Source organism: Bacillus sp. RC51 (assembly GCF_044908115.1).
In the GTDB taxonomy this organism is placed as follows: Bacteria; Bacillota; Bacilli; order Bacillales; family Bacillaceae_G; genus Bacillus_A; species Bacillus_A mycoides.
This window is the reverse complement of record NZ_JBIYCW010000018.1, coordinates 1-17877: the sequence shown is the minus strand read 5'-3', so window position 1 is coordinate 17877 and position 17877 is coordinate 1. Positions and strand designations below refer to the sequence as shown.

Annotated in this window: 13 protein-coding genes and 4 pseudogenes; 8 read left to right on the top strand and 9 right to left on the bottom strand. The window is 30.2% G+C overall.

Features of this window, described 5'->3' with window-relative positions; genetic code table 11:
* Window positions 1-965 precede the first annotated feature (965 nt).
* Together ABH959_RS25620 and ABH959_RS25615 are read right to left on the bottom strand one after the other, a co-directional pair.
* Complete coding sequence (locus tag ABH959_RS25620; protein ID WP_404493351.1) at window positions 966-2198, bottom strand: hypothetical protein; 1233 nt, start codon at window positions 2196-2198, stop codon at window positions 966-968.
* Between the two features lie 272 nt (window positions 2199-2470).
* Window positions 2471-3592, bottom strand: coding sequence for an SIR2 family protein (locus ABH959_RS25615; protein WP_109140568.1), 1122 nt, complete (start codon window positions 3590-3592; stop codon window positions 2471-2473).
* Window positions 3593-4072: 480 nt separating this feature from the next.
* Here ABH959_RS25615 and ABH959_RS25610 point away from each other — a divergent pair, with 480 nt between their 5' ends.
* On the top strand, window positions 4073-5071 hold the full coding sequence (locus ABH959_RS25610; protein WP_404493350.1) for a hypothetical protein: 999 nt from the start codon (window positions 4073-4075) through the stop codon (window positions 5069-5071).
* A gap of 262 nt (window positions 5072-5333) precedes the next feature.
* Here the strand turns inward: ABH959_RS25610 and ABH959_RS25605 are convergent.
* Window positions 5334-5728: pseudogene (locus ABH959_RS25605) on the bottom strand (transposase); the annotation flags it as partial.
* Between the two features lie 562 nt (window positions 5729-6290).
* Here ABH959_RS25605 and ABH959_RS25600 point away from each other — a divergent pair.
* The 5 genes and pseudogenes from ABH959_RS25600 to ABH959_RS25580 all read left to right on the top strand — a co-directional run.
* A complete protein-coding gene (locus tag ABH959_RS25600) occupies window positions 6291-7133 on the top strand; it encodes an RES family NAD+ phosphorylase (RefSeq protein ID WP_404493349.1) in 843 nt (280 codons plus the stop codon).
* A gap of 253 nt (window positions 7134-7386) precedes the next feature.
* On the top strand, window positions 7387-8175 hold the full coding sequence (locus ABH959_RS25595) for a hypothetical protein (protein WP_404493348.1): 789 nt from the start codon (window positions 7387-7389) through the stop codon (window positions 8173-8175).
* 420 nt (window positions 8176-8595) lie between these two features.
* Window positions 8596-8736, top strand: coding sequence for a hypothetical protein (locus ABH959_RS25590; protein WP_404493347.1), 141 nt, complete (start codon window positions 8596-8598; stop codon window positions 8734-8736).
* Between the two features lie 112 nt (window positions 8737-8848).
* The gene (locus tag ABH959_RS25585; RefSeq protein ID WP_404493346.1) at window positions 8849-9133 is read left to right on the top strand and encodes a hypothetical protein; all 285 of its coding nucleotides are present in this window, start codon (window positions 8849-8851) and stop codon (window positions 9131-9133) included.
* Between the two features lie 300 nt (window positions 9134-9433).
* Window positions 9434-9859 (top strand): annotated as a pseudogene (locus tag ABH959_RS25580) (tyrosine-type recombinase/integrase); the annotation flags it as partial.
* A 157-nt stretch (window positions 9860-10016) separates the two neighbouring features.
* On the opposite strand, the gene ABH959_RS25575 reads toward ABH959_RS25580, so the two are convergent.
* Window positions 10017-10343, bottom strand: coding sequence for a helix-turn-helix domain-containing protein (locus tag ABH959_RS25575; protein WP_046955356.1), 327 nt, complete (start codon window positions 10341-10343; stop codon window positions 10017-10019).
* 144 nt (window positions 10344-10487) lie between these two features.
* On the opposite strand from ABH959_RS25575, the gene ABH959_RS25570 reads away from it, so the two are divergent.
* Complete coding sequence (locus ABH959_RS25570; protein ID WP_001105582.1) at window positions 10488-10706, top strand: helix-turn-helix transcriptional regulator; 219 nt, start codon at window positions 10488-10490, stop codon at window positions 10704-10706.
* A 408-nt stretch (window positions 10707-11114) separates the two neighbouring features.
* On the opposite strand, the gene ABH959_RS25565 is transcribed toward ABH959_RS25570, so the two are convergent.
* From ABH959_RS25565 to ABH959_RS25550, 4 genes and pseudogenes are all read right to left on the bottom strand, one after another.
* Window positions 11115-11381, bottom strand: a complete 267-nt coding sequence (locus ABH959_RS25565; protein ID WP_215553188.1) for a hypothetical protein — start codon at window positions 11379-11381, stop codon at window positions 11115-11117.
* Window positions 11382-12082: 701 nt separating this feature from the next.
* Complete coding sequence (locus ABH959_RS25560; protein WP_404493345.1) at window positions 12083-12727, bottom strand: hypothetical protein; 645 nt, start codon at window positions 12725-12727, stop codon at window positions 12083-12085.
* A 103-nt stretch (window positions 12728-12830) separates the two neighbouring features.
* Entirely contained in the window at window positions 12831-14483 is a 1653-nt protein-coding gene (locus ABH959_RS25555; protein WP_404493344.1) for a pyridoxal phosphate-dependent decarboxylase family protein, read from the bottom strand.
* A gap of 486 nt (window positions 14484-14969) precedes the next feature.
* Window positions 14970-15344, bottom strand: a pseudogene (locus tag ABH959_RS25550) (aldo/keto reductase); the annotation flags it as partial.
* Between the two features lie 422 nt (window positions 15345-15766).
* Between ABH959_RS25550 and ABH959_RS25545 the strand changes: the two are divergent.
* Window positions 15767-16999, top strand: coding sequence for a glycoside hydrolase family 5 protein (locus ABH959_RS25545; RefSeq protein ID WP_404446540.1), 1233 nt, complete (start codon window positions 15767-15769; stop codon window positions 16997-16999).
* Window positions 17000-17118: 119 nt separating this feature from the next.
* On the opposite strand, the pseudogene ABH959_RS25540 reads toward ABH959_RS25545, so the two are convergent.
* Window positions 17119-17447, bottom strand: a pseudogene (locus tag ABH959_RS25540) (stress protein); the annotation flags it as partial.
* Window positions 17448-17877 lie beyond the last annotated feature (430 nt).

Genomic DNA, 17877 nt, shown 5'->3' with positions numbered 1-17877 from the left:
TTTTTTTAGAATTTTTAGTATTCAATTTTTTATCCTATTCGTCATTTGTTTAATAAAAGTATTTTAAGTTTTATAAAAAAAGAGTGTTGTCTAGAAAAAATTAGTGGGGAATTTAAGGAAGCGGTGAAGATTAAGGTAATTTAAATGGATATAATTATGTTTAAAATTTTGAGTCCATAATACTTAGATTAGAAAATATGATAAAGATATAGAATTTAATAGTCTGTAAAATTAAGGATTGTAATGAGATTCTTAGCAAAGAGGAGTAGCATCAAAAAATAGAAGGATAAATAATGTTACTGTGGATCGTATGTAGAACCAATTCCCCCTTTTTATAGGTATTACTATAAGAGCGCTAATTCGATACCTATAAATACAGTTAAGGGGTTGAGAGGGTATTTACCTACCATCCCTTTTCAAATAATATCCAACTAGCAAGGTTTAATATTGTTACGTATGCAATACTATGTTAAATTACTCCGAGATAAAGGTCTAAAGTAGTAAAAATGGAGAAGATAATCAAAATTATTTAGAATCCACTTAAACATGCAATGGACCTAGACTTTACTAGTAAAAGGTGCTGCCAAAAGCAAGTCATCTAAAGGTGATAAAGAAGGGCTAAATCTTTGGAATAAGAGGTACAGGTGTGTTTATAAGGTTTACTACAGGATAGTAGATATTCTATTAAATTTTATTTGGCCCTAATATATAGAATACATCAAGGTGAGTTGCTAGAGCTGTAATGGAAAGAAGTGAATTTAGAAAAAGGACATTTGATTATTAATTGAATTCTTAGGCTTTAGTAAGATTAGATTCAAATAAGACGCTTACTCACATGTAATGTAAAGGATACAAGAGACAGTATGTATCTAACTAAATAGTCATAGTATTTAAAGACAGGATTAATACAAACCTGAGGAAATAAGATCTGTATTAATCTATCAAAAGTGTTTTAGGAAAATAAATTATTTAGATATGTCCTCTTGTATTTCAAGTTGTTTGAAAAATTCTTTATCTCTCTTTTCCATGTTATCTTCTAGTCCTAAATAAGATGCTACAGAAAGTATTATTAGAACTATGCTCACAATAACTTGCCATACATGTAATAAATTCCAAATCCAAAGGTTATAGTTTGTATATGAGAAGTTAAAAAAAGACATAGAAACACCATAAAGAAAATAATTATAGAAATTAGAACTAAAATTAATTAGATTTTTCATAGTATCATAGTGCATTAGGTTTGAATAGGAAATTAAGTTAACTATAGAAGGTGATTGCAACATTTGTTCGTAGAATACTTTGGTAACTAAAAAGTATAATAATGAAAAAGTTAAAGCCATTTCTATCAAACTATGTACTGCAAGTGATATTCTAGCTGGTTTTCTTAAATTAGAATATCTCCACTTATGCATATATATAATTCTCTCTGCTTTGTTTTTTTGCGATAAATCTTCAAATAGTGCAAAATCTACTCTAACAACGTCTTTATAAAATGCAAATATGATTTCAGTAGAACGGGATAATGTCCTAAAAAGTAGGTAGAAAAGAAAAATAAGATTTGCTATATCGTTTTGAATAAATATAAAAGTAAATGCTAAAAGAACTAATAGGAAAGTATATATTAAATTTATCCAATTAGAAAATTCAATAAAAAACTTATTAGCATTTTTTATTGAATCCCAACAATGTATACAAAGTTTGTCCTTTTTACTAATGTAAGTATGCTCTTCACACTTATGGAACTTACTGGATTGGTTTTTATGGAACTCCTTTATTCTACTTTTAAAATATGATGCAAAATGATAATCAGGAGAGTATACAAAATGTTTGTGATAGAAAGTGAAAAGCAATCTATCAGCTAAAATAAGTAACAATTTTTTTTGCTCTAACTTAGGATTTTGAATGAATTTATAACTTCTATTTACCAAGAGAAATGCAAAAAAGTGGTTAAAAAAAGAACTTAATACGCTAAGTATCCATCCGAAAAACAGTGATACTATTAAATAATCTGTAATAACAAAGTTTGTTTGATGAAATGAGATGTTCACATTGTATGAATATGTGACAAGTAATAATGTAATAAAAGCGAGTACCCATTTTATCTTACTGACATTATTAGCAATTTTATTTAGATAATAAAATCTCTTTACCTCCTTTTCTTCAATAGGTATTTGATAAATTAATGTAGTTTTATCCATATAATGTCCTCCTTTTTAGTATCATTTTGATTTTACATTATGTTGGAAGAAAATAGGTAAAATATTAGAAAATTAAATGGAAATCTAACTTATATAAGAGTAGTGATAACCGATATTGTAATGACTCTATAAAGTCGATTGGTCGTTGTATTAGGCATTTTTAATTCGTTTGTCATTATAATAGTGAAATTTAATTGCAATAAAAACGCCACCCATTCACATGAAATTAAATTGGTGGCGTTTTTATTATAATTTGAATGGAATTACAGATATTATAAAGTTCGTATTTTATTCAAGTAGTCAGCAATTTCATCAAAATCATTTATCCAAATAATTTTAATACCGAATGAATCTGCATCTATTTCTTCAAACTCTTCCATCTTTTCTAAAAGATGTTTAGCTGTTTCATCGAGTCTCATATTAGCTCTTGCTTTTTCATCTAATAAGGGTTCATTATTGTTTAATATTAATTCTAGACCTCTTCCTAAGGTATTTACATCGTACCTTTTCTTGAATAAGTAGTGATATTTTGGTTGATTTCCTTTTTGTAACATTGCAATATCTAATAATCTCCTAATATTAGGATCTGTCAATGAGAGACCAATAAGAAGACAGGTTTTTTCCCTGAATTTATTAATTTGCACCATGTTATTCCAACTATAAATGTCATTATACTGTTTGTGATATAAATTCTCACTTAAAGTTACTGAATAATTTTGCTCTATCTTTTGTTTCTCTGGTAAATAACCATGAACATGGTATATTGGCAATTCACCATTATTTGGATTCATTCCTAGGGTATAAACCGATTTAAAGGGTATATCTACATTACTGTTGGTTAAAACGACTTCAAGAATATCATCATAATTATAGGTAATAATACTATCTAAATTAGGGCTTTTTCCCGGAGCTATACAATATTGAAGTATTTCTTTTAGTATTGGTGAGTCTTCGTTTCTTTTTATGTTTTCATATAATGCATCTTTGATCATTTCTTCAAATGTTTTCCCATTTTTATGCTTCTTAAAATAATTCTCAAGAAACCTTGCAGAAATGATAGGGCTACTTGGAAATAACTTTGGGAATAATTTGGATAAAATAGAAGAAGTATCTTCATTGTTGTTAGAAGCATTGAAAGTTTCAAATAATAATTTTTGTAATAAGTTTTCCCAACTTGGAAGGTTATAAGGTACAGAAACACCTGCCCCAAGAACTAAGACTAAGTCTTCTTCTTTAAAAGCTTTATTTAAATTGGGAATATGGGTATTTTGTGACTCTCTTTCTTTAGAGATCCCATTTAATGAAATAGTATTTAAGAATTTATATACTTCTTCAGTTTTTAAATTTTTTAGCTCGTTGTTTAACTCTTTTATTTCATCTAAGCTTACAGTCAAAAAGAAACTCCCCTTTTTATTAATTGTATTTTATAATTATAGCATGGTAATTTATGCATTGGTATCGTCCAAAAATATGAGCATTCTTTATAAACAAGGGGAATAAGTATACGCTTATTCGCCTATCTCAAGCATTAGAAGAAATAGGTTTAATACTTGTTAGTAAATTGTATAAAGAAGGTAGTAAAGAGAAAAGCGTAAATGGTTACTATCTTAATATTAACAAGTTAGAGGTTTATTTTACAATTGATGTAAAAGAGACATCTAAAGCTAAGATAATAGTGAAGCCAAAAACAGATACAAGGAAAATACCTAAATAGTTAAAACAAACGGTGTTCATTGCTAAAACTGTTGTTGAAAAATGATAAAACTAATGTAATTTCTTTGTAAGTGTCACATTTATTTTATTAGTTGCTTATGTTTAAAAGTATGAAATAATTAAAAATAGCTAGAATAGTAAAAAACAAGGGGATATTGAAAATGAATTCACAGTCTGAAAAGTCGAATTTATATGAAGTTTGGGAAAGATACGATTCGCCTAAAACTTTAAATCAACCAGAACTAATTTTAAAATTCTTAGAGGACATTATTATAGCTACTGAAGGAAGGCTAAACACAGATTATTATAGTGGTGGATATGCAGATAACCTCCATTCTGTAAAAAAAGTAGGAAAATACTTTTATCTGTATTGGAAGAACTTTGAAGAGTATGTAAAACAGGGTGTAGATTTAGATGAGAATAAAGCAATGGACATTGCTATCTTCGGTAATAATATTTTTATTTATCAAGCTTTAGATATAAAATCATTAATATTTTTAGAAGATGAGAACAATTTATATGTCGTAATTAACTGCCGCTATTTTTCAAAGAAAGAACTAATTAAAGAAATAACAAAAAATTATAGAATTAATAAATGTAATATCATAGAAGTTGAAGATTCTCATTACATAGAATACATATTTAAAGACTCAAATAATTATAATCATAGTTGTCAGCTAATACCCTTTCCGATAAGCGCTCTGTTAATTCAAGAGAAAAACAATCCACTACATGAATCTACAACACAGAGAATTATGCACTTAGTAACATTAGATGAATTTAGATTGCTTTTATCGAATTGGTATAAAGAAATTAATACTTTAGTTGATTATCAAGATGAAAGAAAAATAAAAAATCTTGGTAATGAAATTCGTACGGAAACTGAAAGGATTTTAAAATATTTTATATTAAAGAATACCCATTATGGAAATGAAAATTTTGATAATCTAGAACCAATATATAAAGATTTATTAAATAATTATGGTCACGTACAACTAGGCGATTTAACAAAAAAATTAGCTAAGGTTAACTTTGTAGTTCCTAAAGATTTTGTAATTACATTAAATACACTATCACACGATAGTGGTAAAACACCCTATAAAAAAGATATAGAATTGGCATTAAACAATTTCAATAGAATACTTGAGAAATATTTCTAAAGTACAGGTATATTAAATATAATTTTAAATAATATGGTGTATATTTATGATATTCAGTTATTAAATTAAATAAATTTAAACCTGATCCAACACATTTACATGTTCGAATTATTTTGCATTTGTGTTTGTATGATTAGCAACTTTATTATTTCTATATGGAGTTTATCATCTTTAAACAAGCTGTTTAAAGATGATAAGCTTATTTAATAAGAGATGTCGTGATGGCTATTTCTTTGTCAAGTAGACAGGTAAAAAAAGAGTATTATGCTACGGCTTTTTCTCGGTATTCTATCGGGGGAGGCCGTGAAGTTTTTCTTGGAACCTTTCAGTATTATAGAATTGAAAATATTACTGAATTGTTTGATAGGCCTTTTCATATCTTTTGGGGTGCACTAAATACATCTTCTCTGTTTTTAAATGTGAGAAGAATGATTCAATACAGGCAATATTAAAACAGCTTCAACTTCTACAATAACTACTGACAAATACTAATGTTTTTAACTGTTTTGCGTAGGGTTTTGATGTGTACTGAAACCCTTGGCCTGAATGTAAGAGGGGCTTAGTGGTTAAGGACCTTTCCTCTAATTATTGTAGTGTCGTTAGAATCAAATCTAAATCGTTTCTTGGATATGCTTTACAAGAAACAATTTCATTTTGAAAAAATACAGTAAATTGAATGACATAGCTTTAGAGGATAAGTATAATGATTGAAGATTCAGCAGACACATACAGGGAAATAGGGAAGTGAAGAAAGTAAAGAGGCTGAAAAGCTAAGACATAAAACTATTAACAACTTGTATAAAGAAAGTCCTTTTGAACAGTTTGTTAAATAATGGATTTATTTTGTTTTACAGAAACGCAAAGATATTATAGAGGATTTATCTTATTTGTTGTATGACTATGACTGTATAAATAAATTATTTTCTTACAGAGAAATTCATGAGGAAGTAGAGCAGCAATTCTTTCCTGACCTTTATTATGATATGGGCTGCTCATATGAGATAGCTCTATTTCCAACAAAGGGATTATTTAGGAAGCAAGAAAAAGTTTTTAGTACCATTATTGATACAAGGGATATTATTTCAATCAAAGGTGATAAATGATTTTACAATTGATATGAAAAATAAGTCCTTATACTTTGGAAAGACAATCACAGTAATTTAGTTTTATGGAATAAGAAAACTAAATTGTTAGTTACATATAAAGTGAGGTTAGATAAGTGGCTAAAAAAGATTTTGAAAGTAATGTTCAGCTAATAACTGAGCAATGGGTCAGTTTAAAAGAGGACTTGCATAATGGTGTAGTTGAATATGATGATTTAGGTAAGTTAATAAGTAAATATATATTTTTTAATAGATTTGACAATGTTTTTAAGGATACCTGTAAATTTTTTGAGGTCAATCTTTCTGACATAAAACATATGTATAGAGGAGTGTCAGAGGAGATTGAACTTAATTATTATGAAAGAATGGTTCCTAAGATTGAGTTTGCTAGAGGTAATAACAGAATGAACCCTCCAGGGAAAGCATTTCTTTATGCAGGTATTCTAGGTAAAGACAAAGGCAAGGATGATAATATTATTAAAAAACATGTAGTAAAAACTGTTTTGAAAGAGGTTAGAGCAAATGAAAATTCTGTAGCTACAATATGTAAGTTTAAAATAAATGACTCAGTAAAACACAAGAATGTAATAAATATTTGTGGTGACAATAGTATTCCTCAATCAGAAACAGAGTTAAAAGCCTACATCTATAAACATGCATTGAAAAATTTATCTTTTGATAGAGAAAAGATAAGCTACATCATGGCTAATGTTTATTTTAATATGTTTTCATCTGACCAGATTTTCAAGCCAATTCATACTAATGAGCAAGAAGTAAAAAAATATGAGTATGCTCCTTTCCATGCCCTTGCAAATTATATAAGTGAACAAGGGTATGCAGGTATAATATTTAGAAGTACTGTTCATCAGAATGGTACAAACTTAGTTTTGTTTGATTCAAATGATGCTTCTGTAGTGTCTAACTCAATGGAGCATATAAATACTTCTGAATACATTTGATAACACTATTTAGTTAAATACTGATGAGGTTAGTTAAAATGGGAAAGCATATCACTTAAGCTAATTTATCCTTTACCAACACAGTTAATCTTAATGAGTTGAGGTAATTACATAACAATGACAAGCAAAATGTAAATTTAAAAGAGAGGTAGGTGCCTCTCTTTTTTGTTTAAGATGTTACAGATAACATGGGCTCTCTAATTAATTTATATAGCAAGGTTCTAAATAATTTGGTTAGAGAGAAATAGTAACAATGAATAAAATAAACAAATATTTAAAGAAAAAAGAGTTGTTATTTGTGGTAGATGGAAATGGAGATTATATAGAGAATATTAGTAAGATTATTACTACTGAACAAGCTGAAAGAATAAGAAAAAATAAAGAAAAAGAGATTTTGTTCAAAAAATCAGTAAAGCCTTTCACATTTACTGAAATGCTGAACATTAAACAGGTAATGCCAATGCTCAATTCCAAAGAATTAGGATGCTTTTTACTAATGCAAGTCTACATTGACTATGATAATATTCTCAATCTTTCTAATGTAGCAAAAAAGCCTATGACAGAGTCTGATTTAGGACAGATATTGCAGATCAAATCTAAAAGAACTTTAGATGCTTTGTTATCTAAGCTTGAAAATCTGAGCCTTATCTTTAGGGACAGTGTTACAAAGTATGGAAAAAAACATGAAGCTATTTATATCAATGATACTTACTGTTTTAGAAAAGATGTTCATAGCAAGTATAACAATAAGAAAACTGACCAAGCAGTAAAATTATTTATGGACAGTCTACAAGAAGTTTTTGTAGAGGGGAATATTAAACCTGCTGATATTGGATTTATGTATAAAATCATTCCTTATATCCACTATGACAATAACTTACTGCCCCTTGATCCTTTTAAAAGAGATATCACAAAAGTAACAGGTCTACCTATCAATGAATTGGCTGTTATGTTGGATATATCTAGGGAGGAAATTTCTAAAAAGTTAGGCTCTATGAAATGGAATGGAATGGGTGGTATGTCTTTGCAAAGATTAAAGTAGGAAATGAGGTCAATATCAGAGTTAATCCTTATGTGTTGTATAGAAAAGCAGGAGACCCTCCTGTAGAATTGGCAGATGTATTTATTATTAAAAGAGCTAAAGAGAATAGTAAAAGATAGTGTGATAGGAGCATAAAGCTCCTTTTTGTTTGATATCACAGTTATCTCCCAAAAAACTATGTGAGGTTTTTTGTGGGTTTTAAGTCATCTATGTGAGGCATTTTACTATTTATAATACTGCTTCATCCCTTACAGCCTCTAGGAGTCAACAAACTTTTATGAAATATAAACCCCTCTTATCCTCTACAGAATAGCTAACAATAACTTGAGGCTGAAGCCTGAGTCTCATATGTCCATCCATACAGCTCATATCCTGTATTTATCTCCTTTTGCCTACCTGATTTACAAGGATGTCTGACATGTGGGGGGAAACATGCAAGAGGGTATTGAGATGGATAATGATGCTATCCCAGTACCAAGCAAAGCAAAGGCTATTGAGCTATCTGAGGGAGCAAGTCTTGTGCTGATTCAAGTGAATACAGATTTAGACAGAGAGGAGTAGATAACTCCTTTTTGTTTGGTTAATTAGTGTGAATTTTTAGGTTTAATGAAATAGAACATCAATTCAAAAATATGCTACAATTTAGTCTATTAAAAAATAGGGAGGTGAAAGTATGTCACCAATTGATGGAAAGCCAATAGATGAAAATTATTTCAATGGACTAAAAGTAGAGGCTTTAATGAAAGCATTGAAATTAGACACTCCTGAATTAGCATTGAAATATAGTCAAGCTGAGTTGTTGTCTGCTGAAATAATATTAGAAACAAAGAAGAACAAAAAAGGTCAACTACTCAATGAGGAACAATTATCAGGGATGGAATACATAGTCAAGGTACAGAAAGAGAACATTGAAAATCTTCAAAAGTACATTGAGGTTAGAGGTTCAGACTCTAACTAACTGACAAAGGCAGGAGATGAAAATCCTGTCTTTTTTGTTTTGTTAAGTTTTAGGAGTCATGTTGGATTTTTTCTAAGTTTGTTTGTAAAGTCAAAGATTTTAAAAAAACCATTGATATCAAGGGTTAGAGATTTTTGATGCAATTTGAGGAATGTCTAAAATGTCCAATAAGTACCAAGAAAACCAGAGAGAATAAAAACTTTTTTCAACGAATAAACAGGGGTAAAGATGCTCTCTAATATGAATTCTGAGGCATCTAGTAGGCAGAGCAGAGCCTTTGTTAGATAGATTTAATATGTCCATGATGGGAAGACGTTCTTGCTTGGAAGAAAGAAAAAATCAAGTTTAAGAAAAATACTATTACCTGTATCAACAGTAGCAAAGCTAAAGAACCAGAGAGCAGTCGTATTAAAAGAGAAGCTGAGGCAAGGTGAAGAATACAAAGACAATGACTTGGTAATGTGTACTCCTTCTGGAACGCCAATCAATCCTGCTAATGTTAGAAGAAGTTTAAACGCTTTGATTAAGAAAGCAGCTGTGCCAAAGATTCGTTTTCATGATTTACGTCATACACATGCAACTTTGTTATTGGCTAAAGGTGTAAATGTGAAAGTGATTTCTGAACGGTTAGGACACAGTAACATCAAAATTACATTAGACACTTATTCGCATGTATTGCCAACGATGCAAGAAGATGCAGTGAATAAAATAGAAGAGATTTTGTAGGTAATGTGACCAAACTTGTGACCACGACCCCTTTTGAATACAAGTTTACAAAAGAAAAAACCGCATCAAACATTAATTTGACACGGTTTCTACAACTATGACCCCGGAGAGGCTCGAACTCAAGACCTCCACCCTGTCAAGGTGGAGGTTTATTTGATTACTTTTCTTCTTGCATTAAAAATTTCCAAAAACGTTTTAGTTCATCACGCTTTTGGGAAGGTGCAAATTTTATATCTTTTAGCCATTGATCTAGTTCTATTTTGTTTCCGTCCTCTGTAACATTAAAATCTCGCCCTAGAAGAAAATCGGTAGATACATTAAAGTAATCTGCTATACGTATCAAGGTATTGTAATCAGGTTGACGTTCATTCCGTTCGTACATACCAATTGTACTTTCACTTAACTGAAGCGAGTGAGCAAGTTCTTTTTGCGTAATTCCTCTTTGTTTTCTTAAATCACGAATTATATTTCCAAACGTTTTCATTCTATCACCTGATAATATATTAACACAATATGTGTTAAATAATTAAAATTTTTAAAAGTTGATAATTAGAATCTATTGACAACACAAAGTGTGCAGTTTATATTTTAAATAACAACACGAAATGTGGTTTTAGGGGGAGAAGACATGAATTATGAAAGAGTCGCCAAAAATCTAATTAATTTAAGAAATGAAAAATCTAGAGAAGAAGTGGCAAGGGCTGTGGGAATCAGTGTTAGTACATTGCAAATGTATGAAAATGGTCAGAGAATTCCACGGGATAATATAAAAATAAAATTAGCGAATTTTTATGGTGTTACAGTCCAAACAATTTTTTTTGATTCAGAACAACACGAAGTGTGTTGAATACTATTAGATTTTTAAGATTATGTAGTTATTTTTAGAAATGTAAGTTTGGAAAGTGTTTTAGGAAATTTTACATAAAAAATATATTTATCATTATATATAAATAATAGGAGTGTATTTGCATGAACATGAAAACATTTGAAATGCGTGAAAAACGATTAGCAGAACTACTAGGTGCAAAAGTACTATGGGAATTTATAAGTGCTGTCACAGAGGAAATTGAAAAACAAGAATTAGAGTCTACACCAGGTTTATTAGAAGATCTATTCGTACATGTGAAAGAAACCATTCAAATTCAAAATATGAACAAGAGCATAACAAAAGCCCCTGTAAAAACAGAGGCTGATGGTATAGATAAAGATACATTATTTATGGAAGCATATGTAGAATTAATAAATCATAAGTTTCTTATTTCTGAATTAGTTGTAGAGCTTTCATCTGTTCTAAAAGAATTAAATTGTTTTGTTCAATCATCTTTGCCACTGCTTCAAAATAAGCTTGATTCTCAAGAATCTCAATCTGCTTCTCTTTAGGGAACGCTTGAAGTATTTCTTTCATTTCTTTACACTCGTATATGTTATTATCTGAGTCTTCGATTAATCTATTGCGACGATTTGTGTATTCAAGTGCACCTAAAGTCGCTAATGCGCGCGTATCTAGTCCTAGGATTTCCATGCATTCATCTCCTTTCCCTCTACAATAATTCGATAGGGGAAAGGAGATTCCTTTAATGATCTGGTATAATTTTTAAAAATCCATATAATATGATGTTGATTAGTGTAATGTTATGTAGCAGGAATGTAATAGAATTAGACTTTAAAGAGCTTCTAAAAAGGATCAAAAGAAAGGGGAATCCAGTAATTCTCAATCTTTTTCCTTAAATAATCTACATATGATACGGTTGTTTCCTTTTATCATGAATTTTACATTGGATTCTTTGGGGAAGATTAGGTAGATATAGGACATGGGGGATGAATGAATAGATAAACAAAATGAAAGAGAATTGTAAGAATTACAGGGATTGTTAAGGGGTTATTAGATAATAAATTTTAAAGTATTTAAGAGTGGGAAGATGTGTATCAATTATTACTTAAAAAATAAAAGATTAGACATTAAAATAGGTAAAAGTATTTAAGTTACTTGTATAGATTAAATAATGGAGCGAATGAAATTAAAACATGATGAAACATGTTGAAATAAATAGAAGGGGATCTTTAGGTAGGTTAAGCAGAGAAATAAGGCATGCTGAGAAAGTGGCTATTGAATTCGAAGAAGTTAAAGTATGAAAGGTGTCACTTATGTAAGAATATCTATTGCTAATTTACTCTATATAAAAAAGTAGCTGCACAAAAGTACAGCTAGTCTTCTTCACAAATTTATATGGCCTTGATGACGAATTGGGATTGAGGTATATATAGTAATTGAGCTGCTAAGGAAGTTGTTGTGTTAGCAAATGGGTATGCTTCCTTATAAGGAAAATTACTATACACTATTTCATTCATTTCAAAGGTCGTAAACATTTTTTTAAGGATTTTTTGAGAGATTTTATTTGTACAAGCAGCAATAAAATCAAAATCTTTTTTACTTATTTCTTGAATGGCATGTGAAATAAGGCTGGTGACTATCCCACTTCCCATCCAATCTGGATGACAAGCGCCCATATCTAGATAGACCAATTTTTCTGTATCTAAATGAGAAAACTCAATAGATTCTGTCTCTAATGTATCTAAAAGTTGAAAAATAGGTTCCATTTGTGGGCATAGTTCAGTCGCTTTATCTGTATCTATTAGTGGCTGGGTTACTTTTTTTGTTAAAAGAACTCCAACAATTTGAAAATTTTCTATTGCTACAAATGACATAGCTTGAGATACAGCTTGTTTCATCATTTCTTCGCACATTTTGTGAAAAGGAGCAAAAGGAATTTGTAAACTGCTTACAAGAGGTTCATTATTCACAAAAGAATGTGCAAGTAAATGTGCTGCATCTTTCACGTGGTGTGTATCAAGTAGTTCTATATTCATATGTTTTTCCTCTTTCCTGATATAGTGAATAGTAATTAAAAGGATTAAAAATTTTATTTAATTTAGTTAAGTTTAACTATTAAAGCGCTAACAAAAATGGTTATTAAACATATGAATAAATTTGTTTAGTGGCAATCGAAATATGTTTATAAAGAAATGATACGATATCATCTAAACATTCAACTGTTGTATATGGAGAGATAGAAAAGAATTTTAATGTGGAAATCGGATTTCTATCACTACTGTTTAATACATCTACTACACAAGAACGAGTTGTATCACCAAAAAATACTTGATCGCGATTTTTTCCTAGATAATTGAATAGTTCTATATTTAATCGGTTTGTATCCTCAATCTCTTCTTTTGTTGCAAGACCTATTCGTTCTTTTTCCCAATTTTCTTGGCCATCTCCATTCATATAGAAACGGAAGGTTGTAATTGGTCCATATGTAAAATCATTTGTGATTGCGAATTGAGGTAGAGCCTCACGCAACTTCTCTCTAAATAATAGATTTACACGAACATAATTTGCTAATAATTTTTGATATCCTTCAATTCCAAAGGCTAATAGATTGATATACATCGGAATAGCACTACCAGCTCGTGAACATTCTAAAGTATAGCCTGTATGATAACTCCCATATGATCTATTACCAAGATAAGGTGTATCATCTTGTTCAATGTCCATCAGTTGTAAATCAGTATGATTTTTTACGATTAAAATACTTGAAGCATAAGGTGTTTGTCCTAATTTATGAAAATCAAAACATACACTATCAGCAAGTGCCATGTATTGCATTTTATCTTGTACGTATTGTAAAGCATTTTTTAAGCTAGGTTCAAATGAAAGTGGATTTTCTTCGAAACTATAATTATTAAAGAAACTATAGAATCCGCCCATTGCAGAATCAGCATGGATATAAATAGGTTTTAATTTATATTTTTTCTGTATTGTTTCAGCGCTCTCTTTAATTTTTCTTATATCATCAATAGTAAATGTATCTGTTGAACCCATAGTAGCTAGAATATAAAGAGGGATACCGCCATTTTTAATAACTTGTATCATTTTAGCCTCTAAATCTTCTATATCCATAGAATTTGTATAAGGATCAGTCTTCACTTTTATTAAGTGATTTGACCCAATGCCAGTTGCTTCAGCTGACTTTAATAAACTATAATGTGCATTTTCAGAAGCAAAGCAATATACATTTTGTGGAGCGCCATGTTCTTTTGCTAATGGGAATTGTTTTGAAATTGCTAAACGTAAGCTCGAAAATACACAACCTTGTCCACCCCATGTTGTATAACCACCGCTATTATGTGGATTATAACCAATCAGTTTTGAAAGCATGGATACAACTTTTACCTCTGCTTCAGCTGCCCCTGGGCCATAGACATCCCAAACGCCATTACCATTTAAAAGTGCCATGGTTAGTATACCCAATAGTGATGGAATACTTGGTAGTGGTACAGCGTTAGACAAGTAGTATTTATTTGGATAAGGATGGCCATTCATAAATTGGTTTAGCTCTTCTATAACCTCAGACATAGTGATTCCAGCTAGTGGTATATGACTTTGGTGAATTAAGCCATTGTAGTATCCTTCTGATTTTTCCTCACATTTACCTAAAGTAGCTCGCTCTTCATTTTTTAATTGGTCAAGATTTTTAATTATTTTCTGCATAGATTCTAATAAAAGTTGTTGTTTTTCTTCATTTCCGTCAACGCTCGGAAATAGTTTTAAAATATCTTGCATGCAGTCACTTCTCCTTGTAAAAAACTGGATTTTTATTTTACTTGGTTAAACATAAGGGTATAATAATTTGTAATTGCCCTTTTGAATCCTTAGAAATGAGGAGCTATTTAGAAAAAAATGTAATTCCATAGAAAATTATATGAACTATGGAATTTAAAGTAAAGAAAAATTTTTTGATTTATTTTTAAAAAAGTAATTGTGAGATAATGAAGTTTCTAAAAATATATCTGAATTAATTGTTTATTTAATTTATATGTTGTCCTAACATGTATTGAACTAGTGTAGTAGATATTTTAATATAATGTAGAACGTATTATAAGGTAGTTGAATAAAAGTGTTCAACTACCTTATAGACTGTAGATATTGTTAGGAAAAGATAAAAAAATAAGGTGGAAGTGTTAAAGATATGTTCTAGTGGAGAAGAAGTAGTGGTATGGATTTGATAGTAAAATTAGCTTGAATTTTTATGGAAGAATAATTATTGGATCAAAGTTTTTTAATGAATTCAATTTCATTATTTAATAATAATGGACGAGTTAAGTGTAAAGAATTTTCTTCAACCTGAGTAGAATTTTTTGCACCAGGAATCGCAACTGAAACGGCTGGGTGGCTTAAAACATAACGTAAGGCGATTTGCGCTAGACTTCGATTTGATCGTACAAGTGAACCTAATTTCTCTACTTTGTTTAAGCTATCTTTAAACCAATTTTCTTTTGGCCAATCTTTTCTTAAATCGTCGTCTGGAAATTGAGTTTCATGATTAAATTTCCCAGTTAAAATCCCCATCTTAAGTGGACCTCTAATCACAGCACCTAAATTATGTTTTTCAATATAAGGAAGGATGTCTTTTTCAGGTTCTTTATAATACTCTATTCTATCTGTAGAATCCTAAGAAAGTATGACGTTTTATTACTTGTGAAAGAACATAAATTTTTCGCAAGTGAACTTACTTGTATTAGTTTTCTGACTCGAATCCTTTTATGAAAATATAGTAGCAAATTTCGTTTAATCTTATTTATTTTATAGGAATTATAAGGTATACTAAAAATAGGTGCAAAAATGCACTATTTGAAAAAGAGTGCAAGGCAAAAAGGAATCCGTAAAGGGTTCCTTTTTTATTTTTTAGAAAACGAAGCAACATTCTAAATATCTCTGTCTTTTTTATATGTGAATGAACTTTCACTTTATAAACTTAAAAGGTATTTTTGGGAAATTGCCATATTCCTGTAACAAAACAAAGGTATGTTATGTGTGTAAAATATATATAGAAAGAAGGAAAAACTGTGAAAAAAGTTTTGCCAATCGTTGCACTATTAGGCATCATAAGTTTTGGAGTACAGGAAATGAATGTGAAAGCTGATACTTATCAAAAGAGCGATTCCAAAATTCATTTTTGGGATTCAAAAAGAAAAGGTACTAATTTTATGAATAGCACTTCATTACCTGAAAACTATAAAAGTGCAAAGGAAGCTAATATTGAATATGTTCGTTTAGCACCTGATAAATGGGCAAAAGATAAAGATTTTTTATTTGAGGATAAACCAGATACTTCTGGAAAGGATTTTCTGATAGGTAATGCAGATAACTATCAGGGATTAGTAAAGGAGGATCTAGAAAAATTAAAAGCGGATTTAGATGCCGCACAATCGCAAGGAATGAAAGTTGTTCTTACAATGTTATCTTTACCTGGTGATCGATGGCGTCAATTTAATAATAACAAGAATGACGACAGAATATGGGAAGAAGAGAAGTATCAAGAACAAGCAAGTGAGTTTTGGAAGGACCTTGCTCTTGAACTAAAAGATCACCCTGCAGTGGTTGGTTACAATATTATAAATGAACCGCATCCAGAAACAGCTAAAAATAATAGATATAATGATTTTTGGACGGAAGATTACGAGAAATGGTATGAAAAAGTGAAAGGAACGACAGCGGATTTAAATAGATTTAATCAAAAGGTCATTAATTCCATTCGTGAAGTGGACCAAGAAACACCGATTATTTTAGATGCAGGTTTATATGCTACTCCATGGGCCTTTAAATATTTAAAACCAGTAAAGGATAAAAAAACACTTTATGCATTTCATATGTATGAGCCGTATGAATTAACGAGCCAAGGTGAAAAACAAAACAAGGAACTTCAATATCCGGGATTTGTAAAAGTAGGAGATTTAGAGAAACCTGTAATGTGGAATAAGCAGGGATTAGAGAAATTTTTAAAGCCAATTCAACAATGGTCTAAGAAAAATCATGTACCATCTAATCGAATTATTGCAGAGGAATTTGGAATTAACCGTACTGTCCCAGGTGCAACCCAATACATGCAAGATCTTATTTCTATCTTCAACCAAAAAGGTTGGCATAAATCATTCTATGCATTCCGTGAAGACACATGGACGGGAATGAATTATGAATTAGGAACAGGAAAAATAAAATGGGACGAAGAGGGTAAACCGATACGTCAAGATAATTCACTTTGGGATGTAATAAAAAAAGATTTACAGGCGCATAAATAGTTTAAAATGTTAGGATTAAGGACTAAATGTAAGCATCTAATTCAAATAGAATTAGATGTTTTTTATCATTTTAGCCAAGAAGACTCCTTCCTCAAGGAACATGAAGTGCCACAGTCCAGTGAGTAGGTATGAGAGAAGATCATTTGATTTCCATTTCCTAAATCGTCATAGTACTTTTTAGCCTGTTCAAGATCTTCTTTGTTTTTAAATTCGAATAATCTACCGCCGCTATCTTCTCCTAAAGCAGGTACCAGAATACGTTTCGCATCTTTTCTAGTATTACCAAACTCTTTTTGTGGTAGATCAGTAGGCTCTTCTGCTTCTAATCCTGCACCTTTAAATTTTTACTAACTGTAACATTACTTGCCATTGATTTAATGCTATCACAAGCTGTTCAACTGAATAATAGTAGAGTGCCAATAAGAAATACTGATAATTTTTTAAACATATTAGTTCTATACGCCTAATGTAAATAAATACCTAAACGTCATAACAAACTATTGATCAATGAACATTGCCCCTCTATCAAAACGTAACCGGAAGAACGAGCGTGGGCGGTAAGAATCCGCGATAAGACGAAATTAGTTTTTAGACGTGATATATTGCCTTATTCTCCAAAATATATATTGGTTCCTGTAGTTAGATACTCTAATGCTAGTGCTAGTGCTAGTGCATTTTCTGTATAGACGGTAGCAAATTAAAATTCATACTAAATAATTTGTAATATATGAAGATACGTATAATGAAAAATTTATATATTTTTTGATTTTAATATTTAAAACTTAGGAGCTTCTTTATTATTAGGTGGAATTATAATTTTCTTCATTCTTAGATCTATTATTAATCCACTAAGACAATTAGTTATTTCAGCTCAAAGA